Annotated in this window: 1 protein-coding gene; it reads left to right on the top strand. The window is 35.7% G+C overall.

Features of this window, described 5'->3' with window-relative positions:
- Positions 1 to 210: transposase (locus tag ACEWB7_RS18900; RefSeq protein WP_411581207.1), on the top strand; the 210-nt coding region annotated here is incomplete at both ends.

Genomic DNA, 210 nt, shown 5'->3' with positions numbered 1-210 from the left:
TGAAAGTTATTCTGCGTAATTTATCCATTCACCACAACTCAAATTTACGCAATTTTATTGAAGCTATTCTCTATAGAATTAGAACAGGTTGTCCGTGGCGAGATATTCCTTCTTGTTTTGGTCATTCAAACTCTATTTTCAAACGTTTTAATCGTTGGTCAAGCAGCGGTAAGTTACTTAGATTATTCAAATTACTAGCCTCATGCCCCG

The organism is Acinetobacter sp. NIOH-H-8 (assembly GCF_046635365.1).
Taxonomy (GTDB): domain Bacteria; phylum Pseudomonadota; class Gammaproteobacteria; order Pseudomonadales; family Moraxellaceae; genus Acinetobacter.
Note: the sequence above shows the minus strand (reverse complement) of the source record. Positions and strands in the feature narration are given on the sequence as shown.